We start from the raw sequence: 23,373 nt of genomic DNA, 5'->3' as shown, positions 1-23,373 counted from the left end.
GCATTGTCGGTCCTGACCGTTAGATGTTCCTTGCCATGTCCCGTCCCACCCGTCCCGATTCGCGTCGCCCAGGCGTGAAACCCCCGTATTGCGCCGCACGGCGTGTCGCCAAGGCGCCACCGGCCGAGCCGAAGCTGATCCTGTTCAATAAGCCCTTCGACGTGCTGACCCAGTTCAGCGACGAAGGCGGGCGCGCGACCCTCAAGGATTTTATCGACATCCCCGGCATCTACCCGGCGGGTCGCCTCGACCGTGACAGTGAAGGTTTGCTGCTGCTGACCAATGACGGCCAGTTGCAGGCGCGCATTGCCGACCCCAAGCACAAACTGGCGAAAACCTATTGGGTGCAAGTGGAAGGCGAGCCGACCACCGAGCAACTGCAACGCCTGCGCGACGGCGTGGAACTCAATGACGGCATGACCTTGCCTGCCCAAGCCCGGCAGTTGGACGAGCCCGAATTATGGCCGCGCAACCCGCCGGTACGCTTTCGCAAAAGCGTGCCCACGACGTGGCTGGAATTGGTGATTCGTGAAGGGAGAAATCGTCAGGTTCGGCGTATGACCGCAGCGGTGGGCTTGCCCACGTTGCGTCTGGTGCGTGTACGAATTGGCGATTGGTCGATCGACGGCCTGGATCAAGGCCAATGGAAGGAAGTGCCGGCGCGCCTATAGGGCGCCGGACTCGATCAGGCCGATCACCACGCTCTTGATGATGAACGCGGCCACGCCCAGGCCCAGTACGAAAAACAGGATGAACGAGCCAAAGCGTCCGGCCTTGGATTTCTTCGCCAAGTCCCAGACGATAAAACCCATGAAAATGATCAGGATCGTGACCAGGCCGGTCATCATCCATTCTTCAAACAGGGCGGGGTCGATGTTGTTCATGGGGGCATTTCCGACAAAGGCAGGCGGGGGAGTATAAGGCAGGGGCGCAGGCACTACATTGATCTGCGTCGAGCGCGGTCAAAATGTGGGAGCTGGCTTGCCTGCGATAGCATCACCTCGGTTTTGCTGACACACCGAGTTGCCTGCATCGCAGGCAAGCCAGCTCCCACATTTGTTTAGTGGTGATCTCAGGTTCTCAGGTGAGTCAGCGGCAACTCAGTGCTATTGAGCACTTGGTTCAGCACAAAGCTGGAACGCACGCTGGTCACGCCGTCGATGCGGGTGAGATGCCCCAGCAGCAGTTTCTGATAGTGATCCATGTCCGGCACCACCACCTTCAACTGATAGTCGGCATCCATCCCGGTGACCAAGCTGCATTCCAGCACCTGGGGCAGGGTGCGGATCGCCGCCTCGAAGTTCTCGAAACGCTCCGGTGTATGTCGGTCCATGCCGATCAGAACGTAGGCCGTAAGGCTAAGGCCAAGCATCTTGCGGTCGAGCAGGGCGACCTGGCGGGCGATGTAGCCGTCGTCTTCCAACTGCTTGACCCGGCGCGAGCACGGCGAAGGCGACAAGCCGATGCGTTCGGCCAACTCCTGGTTGGAGATCCTCGCGTCGCGCTGCAATTCCGCCAAAATACTCAGGTCGTATCGGTCAAGCTTGCTCATTGGGTTGGCCTTTGTCGTAACTATTGCGGTGAATTATCCATGAAGGGTTAAAAATTGCGCAAGCACTGTTTATTGACGCAATCTTCGCAATCATCTGCCGGGCGCTAGCAGGTATCTTTATCAACAGAATCACCGCCTGGACAACAGTCCAAAGCAGCTCGCCCAATCAGGCCTGCTGCGGCCGCCACCCCAGCAGGGTTGAGTTGGCCTCCAGGCTGCACACTGTCCACAAGACGGCGTGAGGTGAGCCAACGTCAAAAGCGTTGAGCACGGACGAAGTTCTCAAGGGGTGGCCGACGGGTCACCCCTTTTCTTTTGCCCACGAAAATAGTTCTCGTGACTGATAACCTGTCTCAGAACCGGGCCGCGCTTTTCCAGTCTCATGGACAGGCCCCAATCCGCAGTGAGGAATAGCATGAAGCGCATCTGGCGTTTGACAGGTGTAGGTTTGCTGATGGTCGCCGTGGGCGCCCACGTGATGGCCGACGAGCGTGATAACACACCGCGTCCTGAAGGCGGTGGCCAGCATGAGCGCGGCCAGGGCGGCGGCCGACAGCAGGGCAATGAACCGCCACGCCCGCAGAACAATGCGCCACGGCCGGAGAATAACCAGCCACGGCCAGAGAACAATCAGCCGCGCCAACAGAATCCGCATTTTGAACAGCACAGTGGCCAGAACGACCACTGGCAAGGTCGTCAGCCGGGCAATGAACCGAGCCGGCCGGTGCAACAGCCGCAGCCACAGCCGTCGAACAACCTGCCGATCCAGAGCCGTCCCGATACCGTGCGCCAGACCCAGGAGCCGCGTCAGGGCAATTACCGCGACATCCCTCGCCGCAACGACGGCAACCCACACTGGGAGGCCGGCGGCCCCGGGTCGCGTCCGGGTTACAACGGCGGTGGTTACAACAATAACCGGCCTGGCGATAACCATTGGCCCGGCCGCCCCGATGGCCACGGCAATGGCTGGGGCCCAGGCCCGCAGCATCGCCCGGGGTATGTCATCGACCGCTTCCCCGACCGCCACTACCGCGTGCCTTACCGTGGCCAGGACTATTTCTTCTCCGGGGGTTACTGGTATCGCCCGCAAGGCCCGCGCTACGTGGTGGTGACGCCGCCTTACGGCATCCGCGTGCAATATCTGCCGGACTACGCGCGGGAAGTGTGGGTGGGCAGCGCGTTGTTCTTCCTCGCGGCCGGTGCCTATTACACCTATGAAAGCAGCACCCAGCAGTATGTGGTGGTGCAACCGCCGACCGAAGTCCCGGTCGCCCAGCCGGCGCCCCAGGGCAACGGGTATGACGTGGTGGCGTATCCCGCCAACGGCCAGTCACCGGCCCAGGTGCAGCAGGACGGCTACGACTGTTACCGCTGGGCCGTGCAGCAAAGCGGCTTTGATCCACAGCAAGTCACCTATGCCCCCGACCCGGCGGTGGTGCAAACCTACCGCCAGGCCCAGGGCAACTGCCTGAGCAGTCGCGGCTATCAGGTGCAGTACTAGGCCTTGTTGCCGGTGACCACTTCCCGCGGGTCGGCGTGCACCAGCACTTCGGCACGCGGGTAGGCGTCGTGAATGGCATCGGCGGCCCTGTCGCTGATGGCGTGGGCCACGGACAAGGTCAACTCCCCCGGCAACTCCAGGTGCAACTGCACAAACCAGTGGTTGCCCGAAATGCGCGTGCGCAAGTCATGCGCGCCCAACACCCCCGGCACGCCACGGGCCAGTTCCAGCATGTGCTGGCTGACGTCCGGCGGCAGCTCTTCATCCATCAACACCGCAAAACTTTCCCGGGCGATATGGATGGCGCTCCACAGGATATAAACAGCGATGCCCAAGCCAAACCAGGCATCCACCTGGTGGTAGCCAAATGCCGCGAGCCCCAGGGCTACCAGGATGCTGCCATTGAGCAACAAGTCCGAGCGATAGTGCAGCGAGTCGGCGCGCACCGCGTTGGAGCCGGTTTCGCGCACGACCCGGTGTTGCAGCATCAGCAAGGCCACGGTCAGCAGCAGGGAAAAGATGATCACCCCAATGCTCAACCACGGCGCACCGACCGGTTCCGGGTGCTGCAAGCGTTCATACGCCTGCAGCGCAATCAACACCGCACTGCCGCCGATAAACAGCGCCTGGGCCATGCCTGCCAGTGATTCGGCCTTGCCATGGCCGTAACGGTGATCGTCATCGGCCGGGCGCAGGGCGTAATGCACCGCGAGCAGATTCAGCAGTGAGGTCACCCCGTCCAGCAACGAATCGGTCAACCCGGCGAGCATGCTCACCGAGCCGCTGAGCCACCAGGCGATGGCCTTGGTGATAATCAACGCACACGCCACGCCCACCGAGGCGCGGGTAGCCAGGCGCAGAAGCCTGGCGTGTTCGGGACTGCTGGTCATAGGCGGGTCGAACCTCAGGCGGCGGGTTTTAGGCCGAGGGAGGCGAGTTGCTGCACGCTACCCTTGAACTGGATCAGGCGCGGGTCGTCCAGCGGCAGGTTGCGGCCGGTTTCTTTCTGGATGATGGATTGCAGCTTGGCGTTGTCGACCTTGCCGTCGGCGCCGATGGCTTCGTGCAGCTTCTCGGGGGCCACCTGGGCGGTCTTGCCCGGTTCGAAGTAGATCGCGCCGGTGGCGAAGTCCACACCGAAGGCGATCAGGCCGGGGATCACATAGAACAGCAGGCCCACGGCATCGAGTACGGCAATCGCCGGGTCGATCTTGCCGTCGATCTGGCCACGGCGGTCCGGGTAGAAGATCGAACCGCAGGCCGTCAATTGGCTCAGCAGGGTGACGGCGAGGACACCGCCGATGACACGGGAAGCGATACGCATGGGGAATCTCCTGAATACGATTGATACGGGACTATAAGCGACGAAGATCCAGTGTGGGAGCGGGCTTGCTCGCGAATGCGGAGTATCAGTCGCCTATCCATCAACTGACAGACCGCATTTGTGAGCAAGTCCGCTCCCACATTTAACCGTTTCTGTGACCATCACCGGTACTCGGCAGTTCGCCGTTATACTCGTCGCTCTGCTTTGGAGCCAGTATGAATTCGTTGCCCATCGATGATGTTTTACCCGCCCTGCGTGACGCCTTGGCGAATCGCCATGAAGCCGTGCTGGAAGCACCGCCCGGCGCCGGTAAAACCACCCGTGTGCCCTTGGCCCTGTTGAACGAACCGTGGCTGGCCGGGCAAACCATCCTGATGCTCGAACCACGCCGCCTCGCCGCCCGCGCGGCAGCCGAGCGGCTGGCCAGCGAGTTGGGCGAAAAAGTCGGCGAGACGGTCGGCTATCGCATCCGCCTCGACAGCAAGGTCGGCCCCAACACCCGTATCGAAGTGGTCACCGAAGGCATCCTCACGCGCCGCCTGCAGGAAGACCCGGCACTCGACGGCGTGGGCCTGCTGATCTTCGACGAGTTCCACGAGCGCAGCCTCGACGCCGACCTCGCCCTGGCCCTGAGCCTCAACGGTCGCGAACTGTTTCGCGATGAGCAGCCGCTGAAAATCCTGCTGATGTCCGCCACCCTTGAAGGCGAACGCTTGTCTGTGTTGTTGGACAACGCGCCGATCCTGCGCAGCGAAGGGCGCATGTTCCCGGTACAGATGCGCTGGGGCCGGCCGTATCAGGCCGGGGAGTTCATCGAGCCGCGCGTGGTGCAGACGATCCTTGACGCGCTGCACGATGAAAGCGGCAGTGTGCTGGTGTTCCTGCCCGGTCAGGCGGAGATTCGGCGGGTCAACCAGCAACTGGCTGACGCCCTCGCTGAACGCAGCGATGTGCTGTTATGCCCGCTGCACGGCGAACTCGACCTCAACGCGCAGCGCGCGGCCATCGACCCGGCGCCCGCCGGCAAACGCAAAGTGGTGCTGGCCACCAACATCGCCGAGACCAGCCTGACCATCAACGGCGTGCGCGTGGTGATCGACGCCGGGCTGGCGCGGGTGCCGCGTTTCGACCCGGGCAGCGGCATGACCCGTCTCGACACCCAGCGCATTTCCCGCGCCAGTGCCACCCAGCGCGCCGGTCGGGCAGGGCGCCTGGAACCGGGGGTGTGTTACCGCTTGTGGTCCGAAGACCAGCACGAGGGCCTCGCCGCCTACGGCAGTGCAGAAATCCTCGCCGCCGACCTCGCCGGCCTCGCCTTGCAACTGGCGCGTTGGGGCGTCACGCCTACGCAACTGGTCTGGCTGGATGTGCCGCCCACCGCTGCGTACGCCCAGGCCCAGGATTTGCTCGAACGTCTCGGCGCCTTGAATGACGACACACTCACCGCTCACGGCCAGAAAATGGCCGAGCTGCCGGCCCACCCGCGCATCGCCCATTTGCTACTGCGCGGCCAGGACCTGGGGCTGGCGGCCACCGCGTGTGATGTCGCCGCGCTGTTGGGCGAGCGCGACATTTTGCGCGGTGGCGGCGCGGATCTGCACAGCCGCCTGGCGCTGCTGTCCGGTGAAGAACGCGCACGCGGCGGCCAGGGCGGCGTGCAACGGGCCAGGCAACTGGCGCGCCAATACCGTGGCTACCTGAGGGGCCAGGCCACGCAGGCAGTGGCCGACCCCGACCACCCGCGCTGGCTCGGCGCCTTGCTGGCGCTGGCCTACCCGGACCGCGTCGCCCAGCAACGTCGCCCCGGTGGCGCCGAATACCGCCTGGCCAACGGCCGCGCCGCGTTGTTTGCCGAGGCTGACAGCCTGATGAAACAAGCCTGGCTGGTGATCGCCGACCTCGGCAGCCGCCAGGGCCAGCGCGAAGAACGCATCTACCTCGCGGCGGATTTTGATCCAACGCTGTTCGACACGGTGCTCGCCGAGCAAGTGCGCAACGTCGACCAACTCGACTGGGATGAACGCGAAGGCGTGCTGCGCGCCGAGCGCCAGCGCAAAGTCGGCGAACTGGTGCTGAGCCGCGAGCCGCTCACCGGCCTCGACGAATCTGCGCGCAGCCAGGCGCTGGTCAACCTGGTGCGACGCAAAGGCCTTGAGTTGCTGCCGTGGACCCCCGAGCTGCGCCAATGGCAAGCCCGCGTCATGCTGCTGCGCCACCTCGACGCCGGCAAACCCAGCGAATGGCCAGACATCAGTGACAGCGCCTTGCTCGCCAGCCTGGAACACTGGCTGATGCCGTACCTGGGCAAAGTGTCGCGCTTGAGCCACTTCGCCAACCTGGATATTTCCAGCTTCTTGCACAACCTGCTGCCCTGGCCGCTGCCCCAGCGCCTGGACGAATTGGCGCCGCAGCATGTGAAAGTGCCTTCGGGCTCGTCGGTGCGTCTGGACTACAGCGAGCAGCCGCCGATTCTGGCGGTGCGCTTGCAGGAACTGTTTGGTCTGGCGGATACGCCGCGCATCGCCGGCGGGCGTCAGGTGGTCAAGCTGCACCTGCTGTCCCCGGCGCGACGGCCGGTGCAGGTGACGCAAGATCTGGCGAACTTCTGGCGCAGTACCTACGCCGAAGTGAAGAAGGATCTGAAGGGCCGCTATCCGAAACACTACTGGCCGGATGACCCGTTGGTAGCCGAAGCCACCGCCCGCATCAAACCGCGCAAATAAAATCTGTAGTGAGCGGGCTTGCCCCGCGCTGGGTGGCGCAGCCGCCCCAATCCCATGCACCTCGGTCTCCCTGAAACACCGCGGCGGACCATTTGGGGCGGCTTCGCCACCCGGCGCGGGGCAAGCCCGCTCACTACAGGACGGTGTTTGGATCAGTTGAGGTGGGCTTTCAGTTCACCTGCGGCCTGACGCATCGCCGCTTTGACTTGCGGGACAGTGCTCAGTGGGTTGAGCAAGCCGTAGTCATGGATCATCCCGTTGTAGCGCACCGCCGTCACGTCCACACCCGCCGCGTCCAGCTTGCGGGCGTAGGCCTCGCCTTCATCGCGCAACACGTCCAGCCCGGCGGTTTGGATCAGCGCCGGTGGCAGGCCCGTCAGCTGTGCCGGGGTGGCGCGCAACGGCGAAGCGTAGATCTCGGCGCGTTGCTTGGCGTCGGTGGTGTAGCTGTCCCAGAACCAATTCATCATGTTCTTGGTGAGAAAGTGGCCTTCGGCGTACTGCTGGTATGACGCTGTGTCGAAGCTGGCGTCGGTCACCGGCCACAGCAGCAGCTGGAAGCGCAGTGTCGGCGAGTGCTGTTCCTTGGCCTTGAGCGCCACCACCGCCGCCATGTTGCCGCCGACGCTGTTGCCGGCCACCGCCAGGCGTGTGCCATCGACGTTGATCTCTTTGCCGTGCTCGGCGACCCAGCGGGTTGCGGCGTAGGCCTGGTTGATCGCGGTCGGGTAGTGCGCTTCCGGCGACGGCGTGTAGTCCACATACACCGCGACGGCGCCGGAGCCCACCACCAGGTCACGAATCAGGCGGGCGTGGGTCGGGTAGTCGCCCAGCACCCAGCCGCCGCCATGGAAGTACATGAACACCGGCAACTCACCCTTGACGTTGGCAGGGCGCACGATGGTCAGCTTGATGCGCTGGCCGTCGGCCTGGATGGTCTTGTCGCTGACCTGAATGCCCGACATGTCGACCTTCACCGAGTTCTGCGCACCCGTCAGCACGGCCCGTGCATCCTTGGGGCTCAGCTGCTCCAGCGGGCGACCGCCGCCGGCGGCGAGGGCGTTGAGGAACGCCTGGGTCTGGTGCTCGGGCACCGCGGTTTCGGCGGCAAAAGCGCTGCCGATGGACAGGGCGAGGAGGGTGGCGGTCAGGGCTTTGTTGAGGGTGTTCATGTCGTTTGGGCTCACTTGAAGTATTGGAATTGGAAGGCCGCCTCAGCGCCTCTGGCTGTCTGCGTGCTGGCTTGGGAGGAAATTTACGGCCTAGTCGAGTGAGAGACAATTAGGCTGATTCGAGATTTATTGTCCCCTTAAAAAGGACAATGTAGTGAGCGGGCTTGCCCCGCGCCGGATGGCGCAGCCGCCCCAAATGGTCCGCCGCGGTGTTTCAGGGAGACCGAGGTGCATGGGATTGGGGCGGCTGCGCCACCCGGCGCGGGGCGAGCCCGCTCACTACAAGGTGGGGAGCAGGAAGCGGGCGATCACGGGCAGGTGATTGGAGATGCGCAGGGTGTCGTCCTGGCGCACCCGGGCTTCTACACGCTTGAGGCGCGGGCTGTAGAACAGGTAGTCGAGGGTGCGATCCGGGCCGTCGAGGCTGGGGTCGTTGGGGAAGTTCGTCAGCCATTTCTCACGGTCGATGCCGCTGGATTGGCTGTTGCTTGGGATCATCGGGTATTTGTCCCACAGCAGGTGCAGCTCACTGTCCGGCGAATATTGCCCGCGTTTGCTGGCGTCCAGGCGTAGGAATTGGCCCAGGGGCAGCAGGTTGAAATCCCCGCCGATCAGCCAGGGCGTGCCACGGCCTTCGAATTTATCCAGCAGTTTGACCGTGGCCTGGACCTGCTCTTGAACCGCACTGCGCCCAGGTGCATCGCCGTCCAGGCGGGTATTGAGCACCGCCAGTTGGCCGCCGTCGCTCAGGGGCAGGTAGGTCAGCAGCAGGGCCGGTTTGGGTTGGAACTGGTGGCTGAAGATGTTCGCCTCGGGCGCGGGCAATTGCAGGCGCTCGGCGTGTTCGATCTGGTAGCGGCTCAGGGTCGCCAGCTTGCGGCCGACGCTGCCGAAAATGTGCAGGTCGGGGACAAAATCGGCTTTCCAGTCGAAGGCCTGGGCGCTGCACGGGTAGAGGTCGACCAGACGCTCTTGCAACAGGGCCAGTTGATCCTGGTAGTGGGAAGGCTTGGCGTTTTCGTCGAGCTCCTGCAACAGCAGCAGGTCGGGCTGCTCGTCGCGGATCACCCGCGCCACTTCGTCCAGGCTGAAGGCCATGTCTTCGACGGTCGGGCGCTCATCGGGGCCGCTGCCGTCGGCGGTGTCGTACCAGAACACGTAGTTCTTGCCGGCCAGGTATTGCACGTTCCAGGTCATGACCTTGAGCGCCTGCCCTGGCAACAGGGTCGGCGCACGCGGCGCCACGCAGCTGACGGGCAGGATTTCCTTGTCGGCGGGGCGCCAGGTCAGGCTGTAGATCAGGGCGGTGAGCAAGCCTGCGAGAATCAGCAGGCCCAGTAAGGTGATGCGCAATAAACGGGTCATCGGCTCGGCTTATGGCGTTTCAGAGGTGCCAGGAGCATATCACCGCGCGTCGGCATCGCCACCGATCAGCATGAATAAACGGAACAGCACCACGCTGGTGAACAGTTGCAGGAAGCTGTGGGCGCTGTCCATCACCAGCCCCAGCAACGGCGCGGGCTCTGGATAGGCCGCGACACTGGCGCCCTTGAGTAGCCACAGCGGCGTCATCACGCACAGCAGGCACACGAGGATTCGCCAGAAGTGCCCGCGGGTCAGGCGAAAACTCTCCTTGATCGCTTCCAGCGCCGTCATGCCGCGCAGCACCAGCAGGTATTCGGCAAAGGCCAGCACCACCATCAGCCACAGGCCCGGCAGGAAGTACAACGACAACCCGAGCAGGATCAGCAAGGTGCTGATGGCCGTCAGCAGCGCGAAACGTGGCCACAGGGTCAGGGCCATGGCCCACACATCCTTGGTGCGCGGCGATTCGCCTCGGGTGCGGGCGTCGAGAAACAGGATCAACGCGCCGGTGTACAGCGGGTACACCAACAACCCCACCACCACGCTGAAACCGGGGAAGGCATCGGGGCCCACCACGTGGTTGAGCACTTGTTGCAGCAAGGCTTCGAGAATCACCAACGGCAGGCACAGCTGGACGATGGCGCCCAGGTTGCGTTGAGTGAAGCGGAGGGAGTCGCGCAGTACATCTAACGGATTCATCAAGTTCATCGCAGGCCTGAAAGCAAGGGCAACACTTTAACCGATCGTGACCGGACGTAAGCAAACGTAAACCTTGAGTAAAGACCATTGAAACAACTCGTAACACCCCCATAACTAGCATGTACCTCAGCCTGACTCCAGGCGGGACCACGATTTCTACCGGCAATCTAACGAGGTCGCCATGAACAGCGAAGAGCAAACCCTGATCGATGGACTGTTTTCACGGTTGCAACAAGCCGAAACGGACTCAGCCCCCCGCGACGCCCTGGCCGAAGCGCGGATCAAGGAGCATATGACGCGCCAACCGGCGGCCGGGTACTACATGACCCAGTCGATCCTGGTGCAGGAACACGCGCTCAAGAGCCTCGACGCGCAGAACAAGCAACAGGCGCAACAGATCCAGCAGTTGCAGGAAGAGTTGCAACAAGCCAAATCCCAATCGGCCCAGCCAGCGCCGAGCAGCGGTGGTTTTCTGTCGAGCATCTTTGGCGGTGGCGGTTCCCGTGAGCAGCAACCGGCCCAGAGCGCTCCGGCGTCTACGGGCGGCTGGCGTGAACCGGCGCGGCCGTCGTTCAACCAGGCGCCTGCGCCGCAACAAAGTTATCAACAGCCTCCCGCTGCCGCCGCCCCGATTGGCAGCGGCTTCCTTGGTGGTGCGATGAAAACCGCCGCTGGCGTGGCCGGCGGTGTGTTGCTGGCGGAAGGCATCAGCAGCCTGTTCCATCACAACCAGCAGCCGCAGGTGGTGGAAGAAATCATCGAGCAACCGGCACCGGCCAGCGATCAAGGTGGCTGGGGCAATGACGACCAGAAGTTTGCCGGCAACGACAACTGGGGCAGCAACAACTCGGACAGCTTTGCCGACAGCGATTATTCCGACGATTCCTCCTCCTTCGGCGACGACGATTCCTTCGTCTGATGCTCCCAAGCCCGGTGCGCTTTGTCGCGCCGGGCTGATTTTTCTCGGAAACTTCCCCGTGGCTGGCATACTGGCGCCTTTGCGGACGTGCGCGTCCGGCATCCAAGTGGCTGTCATGGGGAAGTGCGGTGAAGAAAATTGCAGTGTTCGCCGATGTACAAAACCTCTACTACACCGTGCGCCAAGCGTATGGCTGCCACTTCAACTACGCCGCCCTGTGGGCTGACATCAGCGCCCGCGGGCAGATCGTCGAGGCGTACGCCTATGCCATCGACCGTGGCGACAGCAAGCAGCAGCAGTTCCAGCAGATCCTGCGCAACCTGGGCTTCACGGTAAAACTCAAGCCGTACATCCAGCGCAGCGACGGCTCGGCCAAGGGCGACTGGGACGTGGGCATCACCCTCGACATCATGGACGCCGCGGACCACGTCGACGAAATCGTGCTGGCTTCCGGTGACGGGGACTTCGACATGCTGCTCGAACGCATCATCAACAAGCATGGCGTCGAAGCCGTGGCCTACGGCGTGCCGGGGCTGACGGCCGCCTCGTTGATACGTGCGGCCAGCCGCTACGTGCCGATCGAAGGCGCGCTGCTGCTCAAATAAATTGTGGAACGGAGTTGGAACAGGTTTGGAACGTATAGCGGTCATCGACTTTGAAACCACCGGCATCAGCCCGAGCAGCCAGTGCCGCGCCACGGAAATCGCCGTGGTCATCCTTGAGCGTGGTCAGATCGTGGACCGCTACCAGAGCCTGATGAAAACCGGCGTGCACGTGCCCGCGTTCATCGAACAACTCACCGGCATCAGCAACGCCATGCTGCGCAGCGCGCCGCCGGCCGAGCGGGTGATGAACGAGGTCAACGAGTTCGTCGGCACCACCCCGCTGCTGGCGCACAACGCCGCGTTCGACCAGAAGTTCTGGGACTTCGAGCTGGGCCTGATCCGCCGCACCCGCCTGCAGAAGTTTGCCTGCTCGCTGCTGCTGGCGCGGCGCTTGATGCCCTCGGCGCCGAACCACAAACTCGGCACCCTGAATGCGTTCGCCCAGTTGCCCCACACCGGCAAGGCTCACCGGGCGATGGCGGATGCGGAGATGGCGGCCAACCTTACGGCGCACCTGGCGCAGGAACTGCGCGGTACGCATGGTTTGCGCGAACTGTCCCATGACTTGCTGTGCAGCTTGCAGAAAGTCCCGGCGGCGAAGATTACCGAACACCTGAAGAAACATCGCGCGCTCTAACCTCACCACAATCCCAAGAACCCCAAAGATCCAAATGTGGGAACGGGCTTGTGTGGGAGCGGGCTTGCTCGCGAAAGCGGTGGATCAGTCGCCGGAAATATTGACTGACACACCGCCTTCGCGGGCAAGCCCGCTCCCACAGGGGTCATGTGTCGTTCATCGAGACTGTGTGCAATCCAGCGTCTGATCCACGACCACCTTCGCCATCTCCACCAGATGCATCACTGCCCGCTGCTGCACATTCATTGATTCTGCCGATGAGTGTGCTGTCTCTACCGCGCAATGCAGCAAATCCGCCGCATGGGCGAGGGCGTCTTCGAAGCTCAGGTTGTCATTCAGAATGAAGTTCGGCGCATCCGGGGCGGACGCTTTGAGGTAGTAGTCGATGGCTCGGCGGTGGAGCAGGGCGTCTTCGCTGAGAAAACTGGGTGGATCGGGGGTGACTTTGACCATGGTAAACACCTCTTGCTAAGGAAGAAGCTGCCACCGTCCGCTTGCACGCGAATAGGGTGGCAACTGTGCGTAGGTGTGCAAGACCGGGGCAAGAAGCGAAAACCCAGCAGACCCGAAGGTCTCCCACGCACAGCTGCCATAACGGGCAAGCGCAGAGCCTGGAAGCTGAGCGTCAAGCTGTAGGTTGATTTATGAGCCTTCTTGCCATCGGACTTGCACGTCCGTTCACCGAATATTCGATGACTGGGCGAGACTATCTACCTGATCCGACGTAAACAAGGCCGTGGAATTCTCTAGGAAACATCCCTCAAATGAAAGAGATCGGTCTTGCTGGCCATTGAAATTCCGGGCCTTTGAGCCGATTTTAGAGCTATCGGTAGGTTAAGTCTGATGGTGCCGTCAGACCCTTCTGGTTCCTGTCTCAATCCGCATAAAACTTTGACCTGTGACTTAACTATCACGCTTGTCTAAGTGCGCCTATGAGGCAAGAAATGGAAGGTAGTCTCACCAGAGCCCAGATCAGCGAAAGGGTCATTCAGCTGTTCGTCGAAATCATTGGCTTTATCGACCGAAGCCAGGTGTCGGAGCAAACGGACTTCATCCATGACTTCAAGATCATCGATGACGACCTGACCTGTTTCATCATGCAGATCAAGTGGCAATTCAACCTGCATGCGACTCAGGAAGATTGGGATCACATCACCACGATCAAGCAGGTTGTCGATCTGATTGAACAGCGCTCAAGTCCGCTGTGAGGCAACTGACGTCATCGCAGGCAAGCCAGCTCCCACAGTTGAATGCATTCCAACTGTGGGAGCTGGCCTGTTCATCGTTCCCACGCTCCGCGTGGGAATGCCTCCTGTGACGCTCCGCGTCACGACTTCAAGAATCGACGCAGAGCGTCCAGGGCTGCATTCCCACGCAGAGCGTGGGAACGATCGGAGTCAGCCGCCATTTTTCCCATTGCTCTCCAACTGCGCCAACGGCACCCGCCGCTCTATCGCGCTGGACAAGATGATCGACGTCTTGCTGAACCCGAACTTCGCCACCCGGTTGATCAGGTTCTCCAGCTCCGGCATAGAACCCACCGCCGCTTGCATGATCACGCACGGGTCGCCCGTCACCCGGTGGCACTCCGTCAGCTCGGGGATTTCCGCCAGGGCGTCGTACACCTTCTGGCTGCCGTGGTTGGTCAACCGCAGTTCAATCACACACTGAATCGGCAAGCCGACCTTGGACAGATCCACCTTGGCCTGATACCCCGTGATCACCCCGCTGGCCTCCAACTTGGCCACCCGCTCAGCCACGGCCGGTGCCGAGAGATTCACCGTGCGCGCCAGTTGCGCGTAGGACGCACGGCCATCTTCGAGCAGGGCGCTGAGGAGCATGCGGTCGTATTTGTCCATGATAAGGCTCCAGTCACGCGTGGCTTTCGAAAGCATGGGTTATAGCCTTCATAACCATGCTTTGAAAAGTGTATGGGCGGTTTAAACAGGTTTTGTAACTTATGTTTATAGGCCTGCCTTTTTAGAATAAGCATCCCATCTCCTGCCATAGAGCCACCCAATGCCTGGCCCAAGTCGCTTTCCCTTACCGTTGATCGCCGCCTTTTTTGCCTTGTATGTGATTTGGGGTTCCACCTACCTGGTGATCCGCATCGGCGTGGAGTACTGGCCACCGCTGATGCTCGGCGGGATTCGCTTTTTGGCGGCGGGGGCGGTGATGTATGGCTTCCTGCGCTGGCGCGGGGTGCCGGCGCCGACGTGGGAGCAGTGGAAGGCGTGCGCGAAGATCGGCATTTTGCTGCTGACCTTCGGCAACGGCGCGGTGACGTTGGCCGAACATTCCGGGGTGTCGTCCGGGGTGGCCGCGCTGGCGGTGGCGACGGTGCCGTTGTTTACTTTGCTCTGTGGATATTTCTGGGGTGCGCGTAATACCCGTCTGGAATGGGCGGGAGTGATCCTGGGGATTGCCGGTATCGCCATGCTCAATATGGGCAGCACCTTGCAATCGAGCCCGATGGGCGCTGCGTTGCTGCTGTTTGCCGCCGCTTCGTGGGCGTTCGGTTCGGTGTGGAGCCGGCGCTTGCCGCTGCCCCAGGGCGCGATGGCCAGTGCGGCGGAGATGTTGGTGGCGGGCGTAACGCTGCTGATCGGCAGCGCACTCACCGGCGAACGCCTGCACGCCATGCCTCCCGTCGAAGGCTGGCTGGCCCTGGCGTACCTGGCCGTGTTCGGCTCGATCATCGCCTTCAACGCCTATATGTACCTGCTCAAGCACGTCCGTCCGGCAGCGGCGACCAGTTATGCCTATGTGAACCCGGCGGTGGCGGTGTTGCTCGGGATTGTGTTCGTCGGCGAGACCATCGGCATGGAGGAAGCCCTGGCGATGCTGGTAATCATCAGTGCCGTCCTGCTGATCAGCCTGCCCCAGTGGCGCAAGCCCAAGCCGGAAATAAGGTAAACTGCGGCGCATTGCGTGCTTGCGCTGAATTTTCCTACGGTAACTACATGACTTTCGCCTCCCTTGGCCTGATCGAACCCTTGCTGCGCGCCCTTGAGACGCTCGGCTACCAGACCCCGACGCCGGTGCAGGCGCAAGCCATTCCGGCGGTATTGGCCGGTCGCGACCTGATGGCTGCGGCCCAGACCGGCACCGGCAAGACCGCCGGTTTCGCCCTGCCGCTGCTGCAACTGCTGACCATGGAAGGGCCGAAAGTCGCCGCCAACTCGGCGCGTGCACTGATCCTGTGCCCGACCCGCGAGCTGGCCGAGCAGGTGCACGCCAGCGTCGCCGAATATGCGCAAAATCTGCCGCTGACCACTTACGCGGTGTACGGCGGTGTGAGCATCAACCCGCAGATGATGAAGCTGCGCAAGGGCGTCGACATCCTGGTCGCCACCCCTGGCCGCCTGATCGACCTGTTCCGCCAGAACGCGCTGAAGCTTAATCAGCTGCAAACCCTGGTGCTGGACGAAGCCGACCGCATGCTCGACCTGGGCTTCTCGGAAGAGCTGGCGAACATCTACCGCATGCTGCCGAAAAAGCGCCAGACGCTGCTGTTCTCCGCGACCTTCTCCGATGATATCCGCCTGCTCGCCGGGCAGATGCTCAACGACCCGCTGAGCATCGAAGTCAGCCCGCGCAACGTTGCCGCCAACACCGTGAAGCAGTGGGTTGTGCCGGTGGACAAGAAGCGCAAGCCGGAGTTGTTTGTGCACTTGATGCGCAAGGGTCGCTGGAAACAGGTGCTGGTGTTCGCCAAGACCCGTAACGGCGTGGACGCGCTGGTGGACAAATTGCAGGGCCTGGGCATCAACGCCGATGGCATCCACGGCGACAAGCCGCAGGCGACCCGCCAGCGTGCGCTGGACCGCTTCAAGGCCAGCGAAGTGCAGATCCTGGTGGCCACCGACGTGGCAGCCCGTGGCCTGGACATCGAAGACCTGCCGCTGGTGGTCAATTTCGACCTGCCGATCGTGGCCGAGGACTACATCCACCGCATCGGCCGCACCGGGCGTGCGGGCAACACCGGCGAGGCGATTTCCCTGGTGTGTGCCGATGAAGTGAACATGCTGTCGGCCATCGAGATGCTCACGCGTCAGACGTTGACCCGCAAGATGGAGCCGGACTTTGAACCGGAGCACCGTGTGCCGGACACCGATGCCAGCGGCCAGGTGGTGAAGAAACCGAAAAAGCCGAAGAAACCTAAAACTTCCGGTGGTGGCGGCAAGCGCAACCTGGGCAAGTGGGTGGACAGTGGTGACGCGGCGCCGGCCGAGCCTTCGATCAAGCCGGTGCGCAAGGTACCTGTGTTTAATACCGGGCCGCGTAAGAAGAAGTGATTTTGCGCTGTGGCTGATGGCCCCTTCGCGAGCAAGCCCGCTCCCACACTCGACCGAGTTTCGACATGAAAATGCGGTCAAAATGTGGGAGCGGGCTTGCTCGCGAAGGGAGCTTTGAATCCAAACCTCAGCGTTTAAGCCACTCCACCATCCCCCGCCCAGCCGCTCGCCCGCTGGCAAAACACCCCGTCAGCAAATACCCGCCCGTCGGTGCTTCCCAGTCCAGCATCTCTCCGGCACAAAATACGCCTGGCAATTGCTTGAGCATCAAGCGCTCATCCAGCGCTTCGAACGGCACGCCGCCGGCGGTGCTGATCGCTTCGTCCATCGGCCGGGTTTTCACCAGGGTCAGCGGCAGGGCCTTGATGGCGGCGGCCAGCTGCGCCGGATCGTTGAAGTGTTCGGCGGGCGCCAACTCGCGTAATAACGCCGCTTTCACGCCATCCAGCCCCAACTGGCTGTGCAAGTGTTTGCTCATCGAGCGCGAACCACGGGGCTTGGCCAATGCAGCTTGAACCTTATCCACAGGCTTGCTCGGCAACAGGTCGATATTCACGGTGGCCGAACCGGTTGTATTGATCGCCTCGCGAATCGGCGCCGACAACGCGTAGATCAAACTGCCTTCGATACCGGCGGCGGTGATCACACATTCCCCCAGCCGGGGTTTGTCGTCGCCCAAGCCGATGGCGACGTTTTTCAACGGCGCACCGGCGAATTTGCTGACCATCAACTCGCTCCAGGCTGACACCTCGAAGCCGCAGTTGCTCGCTTGCAGCGGGGCACAGGGCACGCCTTTGCCTTCCAGCAGCTTGAGCCAGGTACCGTCGGAACCCAGGCGCGACCAACTGCCACCGCCGAGGGCCAACAGTACCGCATCGCCGCGCACGGTTTTTTCGCCGTCGAGACTGTGGATAAGTAAATCGCCGTGGGCATTCCAGCCGGTCCAACGGTGCCGGGTGTGGATAACCACGCCCTGGTCGCGCAGGCGCTTGAGCCAGGCGCGCAGTAGGGGGGCGGCTTTCATGTCGGTAGGAAACACCCGGCCGGAGGTGCCGACAAAGGTTTCGATACCCAACCCATGTATCCATTCGCACAATGCTTCGGCGCCAAATCCACGCAGCAGCGGGGCGATGTACGGCGCTCGTTCGGCGTAGCGCGACAGAAACGCCGGGTAGGCTTCGGAGTGGGTGATGTTCATGCCGCCAACACCGGCCAGCAGGAATTTGCGCCCCACCGACGGCATGCCGTCGTACAGGTCCACGCGCAGCCCCGCCTGGCTCAAGACTTCGGCGGCCATCAGCCCGGCGGGGCCGCCGCCGATGATGGTGACGTGTTGGGGTGCGGTCTGGGGCATGGCGAGGGCTACGGTCGGATAAACAGGCCGAGCATTCTACCCGAGGACAGCGCAAACGCCTGATCAAAAAATGTACAGCTTCCTACAGGCCTTACAGATATTGACTCTTAGGTGCTTACGCTCAAGTTATCCACAGGCCGTTCCACAGGCATTGTGGGTAACGCGCACAACTCAATGACAACCTGATGACGTCCACACCCGTTGTGCGCTGTGGTGCAGGATGCCGTGGCGGCGGGCCAGGGCAGGGCGGTCCTTGCTGTAGCCGCCGCCGATCACGCCCATCACCGGGATGTCGCGGCCCAGGCAGTGGCGCATCACGCTTTCATCGCGGGCGGCGACGCCTTGGTCTGTCAGCTTGAGGTAGCCGAGGGCGTCGTCCTTGTGCACGTCGACGCCGGCGTCGTACAGCACCAGGTCCGGCTGGTAGAGCGGCAGCAGGTAATTGAGCGCATCGTCCACCACCTTGAGGTAGTCGCCGTCGCCCATGCCCATGGGCAGCGGGATGTCCCAGTCGCTCTGGGCCTTGCGTGCGGGGAAGTTCTTTTCGCAGTGCAGCGACACGGTGATGGCCTCCGGTGTGTCATGGAGGATGCGTGCGGTGCCGTCGCCCTGGTGCACGTCGCAGTCGAAGATCAGCACGCGATTGACCCGGCCGCTGGCGAGCAGGTAATGGCTGATCACCGCCAGGTCGTTGAAGATGCAAAAGCCCGCCGGGTAATCGTAGTGGGCGTGGTGCGTGCCGCCCGCCAGGTGGCAGGCGAGCCCGTGTTCCAGCGCCTGTTCGGCGGCGAGGATCGAGCCGCCCACCGCCCGCACGGTACGCCGCGCCAGGGCTTCGTTCCACGGCAGGCCGAGGCGGCGCTGGTCTTCGCGGGACAGTTCACCGCCCATGTAGCGTTCGATGTAGCCGGGGTCATGGGCCAGCGCCAGGATCTCGGGTGGGCACAGTTGCGGGCGCAGCAGTTGGCTGTCCTCGGTCAACCCGCTGGACACCAAGTGGTCACGCAACAGGCGGAACTTGTCCATGGGGAAGCGGTGGTCCGCCGGGAACTCGGGGCTGTAATCATCGTGGTAGATCAGTGGTAAAGGCATGGGATTATCTGACGGGAACCTGCGACGGATCTTACCCGCGTTGTACACTCACGCACATGGCAAGGGAGGGGACCCATGGAGCCGATACTCGAACTGGAAAGTGCGCGCCTGGTGCTGCGCCAATGGCGCGACAGCGACCTGCCGGAGTTTGCGCGCATGTGCGCCGACCCACAGGTGATGCGCTATTTCCCGGCCAGGCTGAGCCACCTGGAAAGCGCTGCATTGATCGGCCGCATTCGTGGCCACTTCGCCGAATATGGCTTCGGCCTGTGGGCCTTGCAGCGCAAGGACAGCGGCGAGTTCATCGGCTTGACCGGCTTGCAGCATGTCAGCTTTGACGCCGCCTTCACCCCGGCGGTGGAAATCGGCTGGCGCCTGGCCCGCGAACATTGGGGCCTGGGCTACGCCAGCGAAGCGGCGTGGACGGCGTTGCGCTGCGGCTTCGATCGCTTGCAGCTGGATGAAGTCGTCGCCTTTACCACCGAAGCCAACATGCCATCACAAAAAGTCATGCAGGCCATCGGTATGCATTACGATCCCCTGGCAGATTTTGCACACCCCAAGGTCGCAGCCGATGACCCGCTGCGCCATCATGTGTTGTACCGCATCACCCGCGCCCAATGGTTGGACACGCTGCACGGATAAGCAGACCGGAATGCCCCATAGATTGTAGGAGTTGCTCTATGAGCCAAGTATTGGAAGATCTGGTGGACTTGCTGACCCTGGAGCCGATCGAGGAAAACCTCTTTCGCGGCCGCAGCCAGGACCTGGGTTTTCGTCAACTGTTCGGCGGCCAGGTGCTCGGCCAGTCGCTGTCGGCGGCCAGCCAGACCGTAGAAGAAGCGCGGCATGTGCACTCATTGCACGGCTATTTCCTGCGTCCCGGTGATGCAGCATTGCCGGTTGTGTATTCGGTCGACCGTGTGCGCGATGGCGGCAGTTTCAGCACGCGCCGGGTCACCGCGATCCAGAAGGGCAACCCGATCTTCACCTGCAGCGCCTCGTTCCAGTACGACGAAGAGGGCTTCGCACACCAGAGCACCATGCCCGTGGTGGTCGGCCCGGAAAACCTGCCGTCGGAGCTGGAGCTGACCCAGCAACGCGCGCACCTGATCCCCGAGCATATGCGCGACAAGCTGCTGTGCCCCAAGCCGATCGAAGTGCGCCCGGTCACCGAAAAAGACCCGTTCAACCCGCAGCCGTCCGACCCGGTCAAGTACGTGTGGTTTCGTGCCGACGGCGCGTTGGCCGACACGCCTGCGCTGCACAAATACCTGCTGGCCTACGCCTCGGACTTCGGCTTGCTGACCACCTCGTTGCTGCCCCATGGCAAGACCGTGTGGCAGAAAGACATGCAGGTCGCCAGCCTCGACCACGCGCTGTGGTTCCACGCCGACCTGCGCGCCGATGACTGGTTGCTCTACGCCATGGACAGCCCGTGGGCCGGCAATTCCCGTGGGTTCTCCCGTGGCAGCGTGTACAACCGCGCGGGGCAATTGGTGGCTTCGGTAACGCAGGAAGGCTTGATCCGCCATCGCAAGGATTGGACGTGAGCCTGTCGCACATCAAGCACTGGGTATTCGACATGGACGGCACCCTGACGGTGGCCGTGCATGACTTTGCGGCGATCCGCCAGGCCCTGGAGATTCCTGCGCAGGACGACATCCTCACGCACCTGGCTGCCCTGCCCAAGGACCTCGCGGCGGCCAAGCATGGGTGGTTGCTGGAACATGAGCGCGAGCTGGCCCTGGGTTCGGTCGCGGCCGAGGGCGCAGTGGAACTGGTGCGTGAACTGGCCGGGCGCGGTTATCGCCTGGGCATCCTGACCCGCAATGCGCGGGAACTGGCGCACATCACTCTGGAGGCGATTGGTTTGGCGGACTGCTTTGCCGTCGAGGACGTATTGGGGCGTGATGATGCGCAGCCCAAGCCGGACCCGGATGGCTTGTTGAAACTGGCGGCGGCATGGGATGTGGCGCCGAGCACAATGGTGATGGTCGGCGATTATCGCTTTGACCTGGAGTGCGGTCGGGCGGCGGGGGCGCGGACGGTGTTGGTCAACCTGGCGCAGAACCCGTGGCCGGAACTTGCCGATTGGCATGCCGAGGACTGCGCGGCCTTGCGCCGGATGATCTAACACAGACAATGAAGATCAACTGTGGGAGCTGGCTCGTGTGGGAGCGGGCTTGCTCGCGAATACGGTGTGTCAGCTATACATCGATCGACTGACCCACCGCTTTCGCGGGCAAGCCCGCTCCCACAGTTTTATTGCGTGAACAACACCTTCTGCCCCTGCGGCGACGTAAACATCCCATCGCCGTTATGCCCGACACCGGGCACTTCCACCAGCGTATGACGCAACTGCGGATGCCGCTGCTTGAGGTAGTCGAAATAATTGTGCCCACGAATCAACCGATACGCGCCCTGGGTTTGTGCCTCGCAGCCTATATCCAGCGCGTGATGCTTCGGGTCGATGTCCTGCTGGCCCAGCAGGTACGTGACGTCACGTGACACGTAAGCCTGCTCCAGCTGTTCGACGCTGCGGCCTTTGGCATAGGCCGGCAGGTTCTGCATGCCGTATTTCCAGTCGTTGAAGCCTGGGCAACTGGCGGCATCGAACGGCACCGGCCGCTGTGGGCTGAAGTAGGCGTAGGACGAAGGATTCGCCACCACATACCGCAGGCCGATGCCTTCGCTTTGCAGCTTGGGATGATCGTGGCTGGTGAGGGCAAAACGCTGTATCACCTGGCCACCGCCGGAGTGCCCGGCCACCACGATTTCCTTGAGCGCTGGGAACAGCTTGCGGTTGCCCAGGTGCTTGATGATCTGGTCGAGGGCGCCATAGGAACTGATCGGGCCCGGGCCGGTGGACGGTTCGCCGGCCATCCAGCCGTTGTCGGTCCAGCGCAGTATCCGCTTGTCCAGATGCTCGTGCCGCGCATCCGCCTCCGTCAGAAAGCGCGGTGCAATCACCAGGGTGTGGGTGGCTTGCCCGGCATTCTCGGCGGCCTGCTCGCCACTTTGCAGATAGGCCGCGGCATCGCGCAGGCGGCCATGCACGATGATCAGCGCGCGGGTGACGTTTGGCAGCGGCTGGCGCCAGTCCTGGCTCAAGCCCAGGCTGAGATCCCCGGCCTTGAGTGGGAAACGATCGAGGTCGCTGTCCTTGATGTCGTGCCCAGCGGCGAACGTTGAACAGCTGACGAACAGACCCAGCAGCAATGCCAGTCGTTTATTCATTTAGAGACTCTTGGCGGAAAAGGTATCGCATTGAGTGATCTGGCCCTGGGCGAAGCCGGTCTTGAACCAGCGCACGCGTTGCGCCGAGGTGCCGTGGGTGAACGAGTCCGGTACTACGCGGCCTTGGCCCTGTTGCTGCAAACGGTCGTCGCCGATGGCGTTGGCGGCGTTCAGGGCTTCGTCGATGTCGCCGGGCTCCAGCCAGTTCAAGCGTTTTTGCGCACGGTTGGCCCACACGCCGGCGAAGCAGTCGGCTTGCAGTTCCTGGCGCACCAGCAGGCCGCCGTCGCCCTGCATCTGCCGGCCTTGTTGGCGGGCCGTCTGGATCTTGGCCGAGATGCCGAGCAACGTCTGCACGTGGTGCCCGACTTCGTGGGCGATCACGTAGGCCTGGGCGAAGTCGCCGGCGGCCTGGAAGCGTTGCGACATTTCGCGGAAGAAATCCAGGTCCAGGTAGACCTGCTGGTCGGCCGGGCAATAGAACGGGCCGCTGGCCGAGGTGGCGCCACCGCAGGCCGAATTCACCCGGCCACGGAACAGGATCAGTTTCGGGTTCTTGTAGGTCAGGCCGTTTTCCTGGAACACCTGGGCCCAGGTGTCTTCGGTATCGCCGAGCACGGCGCGGACAAAGTCGGCCTGTTCGTCATTGGCCGCCGGCGCCTGGCGCGTCTGGGTGCTGACCGACGGCGCCTGCTCCATCTGCCCGGTGAGTTGGCCGAGGATCTGCAACGGGTCCTGGCCGGTCAGCCAGCCGATGCCGACGATCAGCACAATCGCGGTCAGGCTCAGGCCCTTGCCGCCACCGAAGCGCATGCCGCCACCGCCGCCGCCACTGTCATCGCGGGCGTCCACCACGTTGTCGCTGCGTCGGCCTTTTTTCCATAGCATGGGG

At 62.8% G+C, this 23,373-nt stretch carries 25 protein-coding genes; 12 read left to right on the top strand and 13 right to left on the bottom strand.

Annotated elements, in window-relative coordinates:
• Positions 1-35: 35 nt before the first annotated feature.
• The gene (locus PSH81_RS23575; protein ID WP_305391577.1) at positions 36-671 is read left to right on the top strand and encodes a pseudouridine synthase; all 636 of its coding nucleotides are present in this window, start codon (positions 36-38) and stop codon (positions 669-671) included.
• On the opposite strand, the gene PSH81_RS23570 is transcribed toward PSH81_RS23575, so the two are convergent.
• Together PSH81_RS23570 and PSH81_RS23565 are read right to left on the bottom strand one after the other, a co-directional pair.
• Positions 666-875 carry a DUF2788 domain-containing protein gene (locus PSH81_RS23570; protein WP_025999909.1) on the bottom strand — a complete coding sequence of 70 codons (210 nt, stop codon included), beginning with the start codon at positions 873-875 and terminating at the stop codon, positions 666-668. The two genes, PSH81_RS23575 and PSH81_RS23570, sit on opposite strands and share 6 nt — an antisense overlap.
• Before the next feature lie 197 nt (positions 876-1,072).
• Complete coding sequence (locus PSH81_RS23565) at positions 1,073-1,552, bottom strand: Lrp/AsnC family transcriptional regulator (RefSeq protein WP_017735654.1); 480 nt, start codon at positions 1,550-1,552, stop codon at positions 1,073-1,075.
• 415 nt (positions 1,553-1,967) lie between these two features.
• Between PSH81_RS23565 and PSH81_RS23560 the strand changes: the two genes are divergently transcribed.
• Positions 1,968-3,053 carry a DUF6515 family protein gene (locus PSH81_RS23560; RefSeq protein ID WP_305391576.1) on the top strand — a complete coding sequence of 362 codons (1,086 nt, stop codon included), beginning with the start codon at positions 1,968-1,970 and terminating at the stop codon, positions 3,051-3,053.
• Here the strand turns inward: PSH81_RS23560 and PSH81_RS23555 are convergent.
• The gene (locus PSH81_RS23555; RefSeq protein ID WP_305391575.1) at positions 3,050-3,943 is read right to left on the bottom strand and encodes a cation diffusion facilitator family transporter; all 894 of its coding nucleotides are present in this window, start codon (positions 3,941-3,943) and stop codon (positions 3,050-3,052) included. The two genes, PSH81_RS23560 and PSH81_RS23555, sit on opposite strands and share 4 nt — an antisense overlap.
• Positions 3,944-3,957: 14 nt before the next feature.
• Positions 3,958-4,377, bottom strand: a complete 420-nt coding sequence (locus PSH81_RS23550) for a polyribonucleotide nucleotidyltransferase (protein ID WP_192299011.1) — start codon at positions 4,375-4,377, stop codon at positions 3,958-3,960.
• A gap of 215 nt (positions 4,378-4,592) precedes the next feature.
• Between PSH81_RS23550 and hrpB the strand changes: the two genes are divergently transcribed.
• Positions 4,593-7,100 (top strand): ATP-dependent helicase HrpB, encoded by a 2,508-nt coding sequence (hrpB, locus tag PSH81_RS23545; RefSeq protein WP_305391574.1) that lies wholly within the window; start codon positions 4,593-4,595, stop codon positions 7,098-7,100.
• Positions 7,101-7,252: 152 nt separating this feature from the next.
• Here hrpB and PSH81_RS23540 read toward each other — a convergent pair whose 3' ends face one another.
• The 3 genes from PSH81_RS23540 to PSH81_RS23530 form a co-directional block, all read right to left on the bottom strand.
• The gene (locus tag PSH81_RS23540) at positions 7,253-8,272 is read right to left on the bottom strand and encodes an alpha/beta hydrolase (RefSeq protein WP_226455792.1); all 1,020 of its coding nucleotides are present in this window, start codon (positions 8,270-8,272) and stop codon (positions 7,253-7,255) included.
• Positions 8,273-8,551: 279 nt separating this feature from the next.
• Positions 8,552-9,637 carry an endonuclease/exonuclease/phosphatase family protein gene (locus PSH81_RS23535; RefSeq protein ID WP_305391573.1) on the bottom strand — a complete coding sequence of 362 codons (1,086 nt, stop codon included), beginning with the start codon at positions 9,635-9,637 and terminating at the stop codon, positions 8,552-8,554.
• Positions 9,638-9,676: 39 nt separating this feature from the next.
• Positions 9,677-10,336, bottom strand: a complete 660-nt coding sequence (locus PSH81_RS23530) for a YciC family protein (RefSeq protein WP_192299007.1) — start codon at positions 10,334-10,336, stop codon at positions 9,677-9,679.
• Between the two features lie 181 nt (positions 10,337-10,517).
• On the opposite strand from PSH81_RS23530, the gene PSH81_RS23525 reads away from it, so the two are divergent.
• From PSH81_RS23525 to PSH81_RS23515, 3 genes are all read left to right on the top strand, one after another.
• Positions 10,518-11,255: a DUF2076 domain-containing protein gene (locus PSH81_RS23525; RefSeq protein ID WP_226455790.1), complete on the top strand. Its 738-nt coding sequence runs from the start codon at positions 10,518-10,520 to the stop codon at positions 11,253-11,255.
• A 128-nt stretch (positions 11,256-11,383) separates the two neighbouring features.
• Complete coding sequence (locus PSH81_RS23520) at positions 11,384-11,860, top strand: NYN domain-containing protein (protein WP_305391572.1); 477 nt, start codon at positions 11,384-11,386, stop codon at positions 11,858-11,860.
• A 25-nt stretch (positions 11,861-11,885) separates the two neighbouring features.
• Positions 11,886-12,497, top strand: a complete 612-nt coding sequence (locus PSH81_RS23515) for a PolC-type DNA polymerase III (RefSeq protein WP_226455789.1) — start codon at positions 11,886-11,888, stop codon at positions 12,495-12,497.
• Between the two features lie 156 nt (positions 12,498-12,653).
• Here PSH81_RS23515 and PSH81_RS23510 read toward each other — a convergent pair whose 3' ends face one another.
• On the bottom strand, positions 12,654-12,950 hold the full coding sequence (locus PSH81_RS23510) for a DUF3077 domain-containing protein (RefSeq protein WP_226455788.1): 297 nt from the start codon (positions 12,948-12,950) through the stop codon (positions 12,654-12,656).
• Positions 12,951-13,441: 491 nt separating this feature from the next.
• Here PSH81_RS23510 and PSH81_RS23505 point away from each other — a divergent pair, with 491 nt between their 5' ends.
• On the top strand, positions 13,442-13,705 hold the full coding sequence (locus PSH81_RS23505) for an acyl carrier protein (RefSeq protein WP_226455787.1): 264 nt from the start codon (positions 13,442-13,444) through the stop codon (positions 13,703-13,705).
• A 189-nt stretch (positions 13,706-13,894) separates the two neighbouring features.
• Here the strand turns inward: PSH81_RS23505 and PSH81_RS23500 are convergent, their stop codons facing one another.
• Positions 13,895-14,356, bottom strand: a complete 462-nt coding sequence (locus PSH81_RS23500; protein WP_305391571.1) for an Lrp/AsnC family transcriptional regulator — start codon at positions 14,354-14,356, stop codon at positions 13,895-13,897.
• A 160-nt stretch (positions 14,357-14,516) separates the two neighbouring features.
• Between PSH81_RS23500 and yedA the strand changes: the two genes are divergently transcribed.
• A complete protein-coding gene (gene yedA / locus PSH81_RS23495; RefSeq protein WP_192299001.1) occupies positions 14,517-15,413 on the top strand; it encodes a drug/metabolite exporter YedA in 897 nt (298 codons plus the stop codon).
• Positions 15,414-15,460: 47 nt separating this feature from the next.
• Complete coding sequence (locus tag PSH81_RS23490) at positions 15,461-16,795, top strand: DEAD/DEAH box helicase (protein WP_226455785.1); 1,335 nt, start codon at positions 15,461-15,463, stop codon at positions 16,793-16,795.
• A gap of 127 nt (positions 16,796-16,922) precedes the next feature.
• Here PSH81_RS23490 and PSH81_RS23485 read toward each other — a convergent pair whose 3' ends face one another.
• Positions 16,923-18,149, bottom strand: coding sequence for a TIGR03862 family flavoprotein (locus PSH81_RS23485; protein WP_305391570.1), 1,227 nt, complete (start codon positions 18,147-18,149; stop codon positions 16,923-16,925).
• A 171-nt stretch (positions 18,150-18,320) separates the two neighbouring features.
• Positions 18,321-19,241: a histone deacetylase gene (locus tag PSH81_RS23480; RefSeq protein ID WP_226455783.1), complete on the bottom strand. Its 921-nt coding sequence runs from the start codon at positions 19,239-19,241 to the stop codon at positions 18,321-18,323.
• 75 nt (positions 19,242-19,316) lie between these two features.
• On the opposite strand from PSH81_RS23480, the gene PSH81_RS23475 reads away from it, so the two are divergent.
• Genes PSH81_RS23475 through PSH81_RS23465 form a run of 3 tightly spaced genes read left to right on the top strand, consistent with a single transcriptional unit; the run spans position 19,317 to position 21,378 of the window.
• Positions 19,317-19,886 carry a GNAT family N-acetyltransferase gene (locus tag PSH81_RS23475; RefSeq protein WP_192298997.1) on the top strand — a complete coding sequence of 190 codons (570 nt, stop codon included), beginning with the start codon at positions 19,317-19,319 and terminating at the stop codon, positions 19,884-19,886.
• Positions 19,887-19,924: 38 nt separating this feature from the next.
• On the top strand, positions 19,925-20,794 hold the full coding sequence (tesB, locus tag PSH81_RS23470) for an acyl-CoA thioesterase II (RefSeq protein WP_192298996.1): 870 nt from the start codon (positions 19,925-19,927) through the stop codon (positions 20,792-20,794).
• Positions 20,791-21,378, top strand: coding sequence for an HAD family hydrolase (locus PSH81_RS23465; protein ID WP_226455780.1), 588 nt, complete (start codon positions 20,791-20,793; stop codon positions 21,376-21,378). The genes tesB and PSH81_RS23465 overlap by 4 nt, the downstream gene beginning before the upstream one ends.
• Before the next feature lie 128 nt (positions 21,379-21,506).
• Here the strand turns inward: PSH81_RS23465 and PSH81_RS23460 are convergent, their stop codons facing one another.
• A complete protein-coding gene (locus PSH81_RS23460) occupies positions 21,507-22,481 on the bottom strand; it encodes an alpha/beta hydrolase (protein WP_226455779.1) in 975 nt (324 codons plus the stop codon).
• Positions 22,482-23,369, bottom strand: coding sequence for a neutral zinc metallopeptidase (locus PSH81_RS23455; protein ID WP_226455778.1), 888 nt, complete (start codon positions 23,367-23,369; stop codon positions 22,482-22,484). It lies immediately after the preceding gene.
• Between the last annotated feature and the right edge of the window lie 4 nt (positions 23,370-23,373).

This window comes from Pseudomonas sp. FP2335, assembly GCF_030687535.1.
Taxonomy (GTDB): Bacteria; Pseudomonadota; Gammaproteobacteria; order Pseudomonadales; family Pseudomonadaceae; genus Aquipseudomonas.
This window is presented reverse-complemented; position numbering and strand designations above follow the sequence as displayed.